At 63.7% G+C, this 7,132-nt stretch carries 8 protein-coding genes, 1 pseudogene and 1 riboswitch; of the genes and pseudogenes, 2 read left to right on the top strand and 7 right to left on the bottom strand.

Going from position 1 to position 7,132, the window contains the following annotated elements:
* Together cobA and AC1DT3_RS08950 are read left to right on the top strand one after the other, a co-directional pair.
* Positions 1-630: uroporphyrinogen-III C-methyltransferase (gene cobA, locus AC1DT3_RS08955; protein ID WP_477464906.1), on the top strand; the 630-nt coding region annotated here is incomplete at its 5' end.
* Positions 627-1,943 carry a cobyrinate a,c-diamide synthase gene (locus tag AC1DT3_RS08950; RefSeq protein ID WP_477464905.1) on the top strand — a complete coding sequence of 439 codons (1,317 nt, stop codon included), beginning with the start codon at positions 627-629 and terminating at the stop codon, positions 1,941-1,943. The genes cobA and AC1DT3_RS08950, both read left to right, overlap by 4 nt.
* Before the next feature lie 49 nt (positions 1,944-1,992).
* Here the strand turns inward: AC1DT3_RS08950 and AC1DT3_RS08945 are convergent, their stop codons facing one another.
* The 7 genes and pseudogenes from AC1DT3_RS08945 to AC1DT3_RS08915 form a co-directional block, all read right to left on the bottom strand.
* Positions 1,993-2,700 (bottom strand): CbtA family protein, encoded by a 708-nt coding sequence (locus AC1DT3_RS08945; protein ID WP_477464904.1) that lies wholly within the window; start codon positions 2,698-2,700, stop codon positions 1,993-1,995.
* 13 nt (positions 2,701-2,713) lie between these two features.
* Entirely contained in the window at positions 2,714-2,899 is a 186-nt protein-coding gene (locus tag AC1DT3_RS08940; RefSeq protein ID WP_477464903.1) for a CbtB domain-containing protein, read from the bottom strand.
* Positions 2,900-2,934: 35 nt separating this feature from the next.
* Positions 2,935-3,129: riboswitch (cobalamin riboswitch) on the bottom strand.
* 65 nt (positions 3,130-3,194) lie between these two features.
* On the bottom strand, positions 3,195-3,476 hold the full coding sequence (locus AC1DT3_RS08935; protein WP_477464902.1) for a hypothetical protein: 282 nt from the start codon (positions 3,474-3,476) through the stop codon (positions 3,195-3,197).
* A gap of 7 nt (positions 3,477-3,483) precedes the next feature.
* Positions 3,484-4,389 (bottom strand): carbohydrate kinase family protein, encoded by a 906-nt coding sequence (locus AC1DT3_RS08930; protein WP_477464901.1) that lies wholly within the window; start codon positions 4,387-4,389, stop codon positions 3,484-3,486.
* Entirely contained in the window at positions 4,377-5,468 is a 1,092-nt protein-coding gene (locus tag AC1DT3_RS08925) for an ABC transporter ATP-binding protein (protein ID WP_477464900.1), read from the bottom strand. The genes AC1DT3_RS08930 and AC1DT3_RS08925 overlap by 13 nt, the downstream gene beginning before the upstream one ends.
* On the bottom strand, positions 5,468-6,985 hold the full coding sequence (gene argH, locus AC1DT3_RS08920) for an argininosuccinate lyase (RefSeq protein ID WP_477464907.1): 1,518 nt from the start codon (positions 6,983-6,985) through the stop codon (positions 5,468-5,470). Before argH ends, AC1DT3_RS08925 begins: the two co-directional genes overlap by 1 nt.
* A 2-nt stretch (positions 6,986-6,987) precedes the next feature.
* Positions 6,988-7,132 (bottom strand): annotated as a pseudogene (locus AC1DT3_RS08915) (carbohydrate ABC transporter permease); the annotation flags it as partial.

The raw sequence follows: 7,132 nt of genomic DNA, 5'->3' as shown, positions 1-7,132 counted from the left end.
CTCGCCGACCCTGGCACGATCCTCGAATATGCCGGCAAGAGGGGTGGACGGCCGTCAGCGAGGCAGGCGAACATCACGGAAAGGCTGATCGTCCTCGCCCGCGAGGGACGCCGGGTCGTGCGCCTCAAGGGTGGGGACCCGTTCATCTTCGGGCGCGGTGGCGAAGAGGCGCTGGATCTGGCTGCAGCGGGCATCCGTTTTCGGATCATCCCCGGCGTTTCGAGCGGCCTCGCCTCCCTCGCGATCCACGGCATCCCCGCGACGAGCCGCGACACCAACCATGCGGTCGTGCTCGCCACCGGTCACCGGGCGGAGGGTCAGAGCGGAGACTGGACCGCACTCGCCCGCGCCGGCGTCCCGATCGTGCTCTACATGGCCGTCTCGAACATCGCCTCCATCGTTGCCGATCTCATCGAGGGGGGCCTTGCGGCCGATACGCCGGTTCTGATCGTCCACGCGGCGACGACCACCGCCGAGGACGTTCGTGAATCGCTTCTCGGCGACCTGCCGGGACTTGCCGCGACTGGGACAATCCGCTCGCCGGCCATTGTCGTCATCGGCGCCATTGCGACGATGAGGGCGGCCCTCCTTCCGCACCTCATCACGCTCCAGACGGAAGCCGCGGAATGAGCCTCCCACTCGCCCCCGGCATCCTCGTGGCCGCACCGCGCTCGGGCTCCGGCAAAACGACCTTCACACTTGGCCTTCAGCGCGCCCTGCGGCGAAGGGGCATGAAAGTGCGCGGTGTCAAATGCGGGCCGGATTACATCGATCCGGCCTTTCACGCCGTCGCCACCGGCGCTCCCAGCGTCAATATCGACAGCTTCGCCATGGACGATGCGCTCCTGTCTTTTCTCGGTGCGCAAGCGGCGAAGGATGCGGATCTGGTCATTGCCGAGGGGTCGATGGGCCTGTTCGACGGCGTCAAAGGGGACATCGGACGGATGGGCGCGAGCGCGGATATCGCGGCGCGATTCGGCTGGCCCGTGCTGCTGGTGCTCGACGTTTCGGGACAGGCTCAATCGGCCGCTGCGATCGCGCTCGGTTGCGCTCAGTACGATCCTCGCTTGACGATCATGGGCGTCGTGCTCAACCAAGTCGCCAGCGATCGACATCGGCGTCTCGTCGAAGATGGACTGGCGCGGGTCGGGCTGCCGGTTCTCGGTGCTCTCGCTCGCGACAAGGCGATCATGCTGCCGGAGCGGCATCTAGGTCTGGTCCAGGCCGGCGAGACAACGGATCTCGAGGAGCGCCTGGAAGCCCTCGCCGACCGTATCGCCCAATCGGCCGATCTCGACCGTATCGTTTCGCTTGCCCGCCCGACATTGGCGCAGACAGGAGCCATCCGCTTTCCTCTGCCGCCGCCAGGGCAACGGATCGCGCTCGCGCAGGACCGCGCCTTTTCTTTCGTCTACCCACACATCCTGGCGGGCTGGCGAAACGCCGGTGCCGAGATCAGGCCGTTCTCACCCCTCGCCGACGAACCACCGCCGGAGGATTGCGACACCTGCTGGCTGCCGGGCGGCTACCCCGAGCTTCACGCCGGTGCGATCGCCTCGGCCTCGCGGTTCCTGGGAGGCGTTCGGTCCTTCAGCCAGACGCGACCCGTCCACGGCGAGTGCGGCGGTTACATGGTTCTTGGACAAACGCTGGAGGATGGGGACGGCAAGGTTCATCCCATGGCCGGTTTGCTGCCTGTGTCCACGAGCTACGCGAAGCGAAAGCTTCATCTGGGCTACCGCATCGCGCGGCCGCTCGGCGACACCGTACTCGGGAAGGCCGGCGCGCGGCTAGTCGGGCATGAATTTCACTACGCATCGATCAGCGATCAAGCTCCCGCCAACCTTGCGACGGTAATGGATGCGAATGGGTCCGATCTCGGCACGGCCGGACATCGGTCAGGGTACGTCACGGGCACGTTCTTTCACGTGCTCGCGGCATGAAAAAAGCCGGCGCCCTCTCAGGCACCGGCTTGATCATGTTTGACCGCGCTCAGCTTGCCGTGGGCAGGAACCGATTGCGGAAATACCCTGCGAGGCCACCGAGCAGCACCCAGAAGACGAGGCTGGTGATGACCGCCGCCACCACGAAATCGTGGGCGAGAGCCTCCGGAACAGCCGTCTCGTAGCTGTCCGGCTTGGGCGCGCCGATGACATGGGGCGCGACGATCAGGGCCAGCCCCAGGATCGCGAATCCGAGCGACCGCTTGAAAGCGATCAGCGCCAGGCCGACCGAAGTGGCAAGAGCCGTGCCCGCCCACCAGAGCTGACGCACGTCCAGTTCGGCCGCCGGCATGGCGGGTAGCTCCGGGGGCAAGCCGAGCCCTGGCGCCAGCGTGAAGGCCGCGAAGCCGGCAAGGCCCCAGAAGGCTCCCTGACGCCATCCTTTGAGACCGCCGAGGAATTCCGACGCGGTCACGAGGAGAATGGCAAAGCCGATGGCCGTCACGATATTGGCGAGGGCCGTGAACGCCGAACGTTCGAAACCGTCCGCCGGGGCCCAGCCTTCCTCGTCGTCGGCGTGAGAATGAGGCTGTGCGTTGGCCCCGTGCTCGTGAGGCTTAGCCGGTTCGGCGGTTTCGTAGGTCTCGGCTTTGAGGATCAGAGGAACGGTGCTGACATGTTGCATCGCCGTCATCGCCAAACCGGCGACGAGGCCCGCGAGCGCAGCCACGAAAACGATATTGCGGAATAGGGACATCTCGCGCTCTCGCTCAGTGGCAGGGAAACGCGAGCGAATGCCGGACATCGTGAGCGGCATTATGAACCGCGCTGATGTGCGAAAAACCCGCAAAGCCAACGACGAAGACGCCCAGGAAAGCGGCGAGTCCGAGCTGAACGAGACGGGAGGCGGCACTGGCATCGCCTGCCAGCGGAAGAGATGTATTGTTGGTCGTCATCTTAAACCTTTCCACCCTCCACCCGAGGGTCGAACAAGAGTTTCACGATGCCGGCAGGTCTCCTGGCTCGCGGATCGTCGCGCAGCCTCTGCCTTCCCGGACGAGGTCCAGTGGCTTCGATGAGGAGCGCTTTCCGCTTACAGTTGCGGGGGCAGCCGCGGCTTCGGATGAGATATCCACACCGCATTCCCTTTTCGTCCCATTCGGGAACCGACACCGGGACTATAGGCTGAAATGCCGCAACCTCAAGACGTCCCGTGACGTTCTCACCGGATAATGACGGCGTCCGACATCGTCACGATGGGGAAACCATCTCACGAACGACATCCCGGCTCGTCAGATGAAAGTTCGCGTCGCGGTTGAGGGCCCGGCGATCGATCTTGGCGCGGGCGGCGGCTTCGAAGGATGCGCGATGAACGCGAAAGAACCGTTCGCATTCCTTCGGCTCGGGCAAAAATCCCATCAAAGTGCGGAACGCATATCGGTGCACGACGCATAATCCGTCATGTCCCTCGGGATGGAACGAAAGGGCGTCGACCTCACTGCGCCACGTTGATGTGTGCACAGATTCGGACATCTTGTGCTCAAGCGCTCTGCTTCAAGGCAGTCGCCCCACCGGCCGCCTGGACGGAGAGGCTGCCGGCCGCGATCGCTGCAAAGAGACAGGCGCGATTGTCGGCGCCGTCGAGCCAGTGGTGCAGAAAGCCGGCATTGAAGGCGTCACCCGCTCCCGTCGTATCGACGACACGAACCGGAGGAGCCGGTAGCGAAAGGCGCTCTCCGCCGACGGCGAGCGTTGCTCCCTCCGCCCCCTTTTTCAAGACGACGACCGGGAAATGGGCCGCGAGCAAATCGAGCGCCATGTCCTCATCCGAAGCGCCGGTGAGCGCARATGCCTCCTCGACATTGGGGAGAAAAACATCGACGCCGCGGCACGTCGCGAGGAATCGCGGATCGCGGATGAGCGTATCGTCCCAACTCGGATCGAGCGACACGGTCAGGTCGCGTGCTTTGGCTTGAGCGATGACCTCTGGAATCTCGTGGAGCGTTGCATATTCCGCGATGTGGAGGTGGCACACGTGCGCCGCCGAAAGCGCATGCTGAAGGGTTGCCGGCCTGCCATGGCCCGCTCTGCGCGACAGGAAAGCGCGATCCTGCGGCTGCACGATGGCGACCGTCAACTGAGGCCCCGCGTCAGGCGCGCGCTCGACAAACGTCAGATCGACGCCGCTCGACGCGAGCGCGGCTTCGAGGCCTGCGGACAAGGGATCGGTTCCAAGTCGCGTGACAAGACTGGACCTGCGCCCTAATCCCGCGAGATGCGCGGCCGTGATGAAAGCGCCCCCCCCCGGCACGACGGCAACGTCGTCGGCAAACAATTCGCGACCGAGCACAGGCAACCCGCTCAATCCCGTGAAGACAAGATCGCAATAGGTTCGGCCAAGGCACAGGACGCTGCGTGGGCCGGTTGTTGGAATCACATCCGGCATAGGGCCCGTTCGGTCTTGGTATCGAACAGATAGAGCGAACCCGGCGCAGCTTGCACCGTGACCTGATCGCCCGCCTTCGGAATGAGCTTTCCAGGTGCGGTGGCGATGATGGCGTTGCCCGAAACGTCGAGATGGACGAGCGTCTCCGAACCCAACGGCTCGACAACCGAGACAATTCCGGACAGCGTCAATCCGCCGGAGACCGCGCCCGCACCGACGACGAGCTCGTGCGGCCGAACCCCGACAAGCACTTCGGTCRTATCGGATGCGCGCTCGAGCGGAACCTGGATTGTCGATCCAAGCCCATCGAGTTCCGCGACCGTCGCCCCGCCCTGTTGCTTGAGACGCGCCGGCAGAAGATTCATGGTTGGACTTCCGATGAAGCGCGCCGTGAAGATGTCCGTGGGATTTTCATAGAGCTCGATTGGCGTGCCGACCTGGAGGATATGCCCGTCGCGCATGACGACGATGCGGTCAGCCATGGTCATGGCCTCGACCTGATCGTGCGTGACGAACACGATCGTCGTGCCCAGCCGCTGGTGAAGCTTCTTGATCTCCAGCCGCATTTGCGTGCGCAACTGCGCATCGAGATTGGAGAGCGGCTCGTCGAACAGGAAGGCCACGGGATTTCGCACCATGGCTCGGCCGATGGCAACGCGCTGGCGCTGTCCGCCCGATAGCTGCGACGGTCTGCGGTCCAGGAGTTTCTCCAGTCCCAAAATCGCAGCGGTGTCTTGGATGCGCTTCTTCTTGTCAGCCTCCGACAGTTTCGACGTGTACAGGCCGAAGCCGATATTCTGAGCCACCGACATATGCGGATAGATGGCGTAGTTCTGGAACACCATGGCGATGTTCCGGTCCTTCGGCTCCGCTTCGTTGACCACGCGGCCATCGATCGAGACGGTGCCCCCACTGATGTCCTCGAGACCCGCGATCATGCGCAAAGTGGTGGACTTGCCGCAACCCGACGGACCGACGAGAACAACGAACTCACCGTCCTTCACATCGAGATCGATGCCATGCACGGCTGTCGTCGTTCCATATCGTTTGACGAGGCCCTTGAGGGCGATATTGGCCATCAGGCGTCTCCCAGAAGCGCTTGAAATTTCATGTTCAGTTCGGATGCGGCGTCCGCCTCACGCTTCGCGATCGCGTCGGCTTGGTCCGTCAATTCGGCGAGGTGGCGGCGATAGTCGGTCAACGCCGCCTGGAGAGCTTCCGGCGCCGGTCCGCCGAAGCGGTCGCGGACGGCGACGAAGTGTTCGGGTGACACGATCTCCGCGAACAACGTCGCGTCGACGGCCGTCTGACGTCCCGTCGCCTCGGTAAATGCTTCAACGAAGGCGGAATAGCCGTCCTTCGCCAGATCGCCCTGGACGGCCACGACCGATCTCGCGACGGCGGCGGCGATTTCATGTGCTTCGCGGAACGACAATCCCTCGCGACGGACGAGACTGTCGGCAAGCTCGGTGACCGTGATGCAACTGCGCCGGATGTTGTCGCGCACCTTCGCACCATCGATGCGGATCTCGGCGACGAGCGCGGCGAGAAGATCGAGCACCCTGCCGGCGGAGGCGAACGCTTCATAGCCCATGGCCTGCGTTTCGCCCTCGCTGTCGTTCATGTCGGTGAACGGCGTGTTGTGCATCACGTCGAGCATGGCGCGGGCGCGGCCGAACGTCTGCGACGCCAGATGGCGCATGTGCTCGATCGGCACCGGATTGCGTTTCTGCGGCATGATCGATGAGATTTGAACGAAGGCGTTCGGCACGTAGACTTGTCCGACTTCAAAACTCGTCCAGAATTGCAGATCCTGAATCGGGCGTCCGAGATGCAGGAACATCAACTCKATGGCACTGTAAGTGGCGGTGACATAATCGACCGCAGCGATACAGCTGTAAGAGTTCTGCAGAGGCGCGGCGAATCCGAGGAGCTGTGCCATGCGCTTCCGGTCGATCGGAAAACCGGACGTCGTGATCGCCGCCGCTCCCATGGGCGAGCGGTCGACAATCTCGCGGGCTTCCGCAAGACGTTCGATATCCCGCAGGAGAACTTCGATCACCGCGCCGAGGTAATGCCCGAACGTCGTCGGCTGCGCCGGTTGGCCGTGGGTGTAGGCGACGATCAGGGTCGCGCCCTCGCGGTCGGCAACGCGGACGAGCGTATCGGCAAGATGGCGTGCCTTTGCCAGAAGATTGTCGATACGCTCTTTGAGACCGAGTTTGAAAAGCGTGTGATCGATGTCGTTGCGCGACCGCGCCGTGTGGAGGCGTCCGGCAAGATCGGGGCCGAGCCTGCGCTTGAGCTCCTTCTCGATCAAAAAGAAGAAATCTTCGACCTCGCCCGTGTRGGTGAGAGATGGCACGTCGACCTCGGCGTCGATCGCTTCGAGCGCACCCGCGATGGCGCCGGCCTGCGCGCGATCGAGAATGCCGGTTTCCGTCAGCATCACGAGATGCGCCCGGTCGATCCGTCGAAAGCCTCCGACATGATGTGCCTTCGCGCCGTCGAACAACGGACGCAGAACCGTTTCCTTGTAAACCGGATCGGGAAAGACGCTGCGGTCGTCCAATCGGGGATCTCTTGTCGTCTCCATCATCAACCCTTCAGGCCGGCCAGCATGACGCCACGGACGATGTAGCGCTGCAGCAGCAGGAAAACGAGGAGCGTCGGAATCGTCGCGAGGCTCGCGCCCGTCATGATCATCTCCCATTGAATCGCCTGCTCCACCGCGAAGCTCGAG

It is taken from the genome of Microvirga sp. P4_G7, from assembly GCF_056401005.1.
Note: the sequence above shows the minus strand (reverse complement) of the source record. Positions and strands in the feature narration are given on the sequence as shown.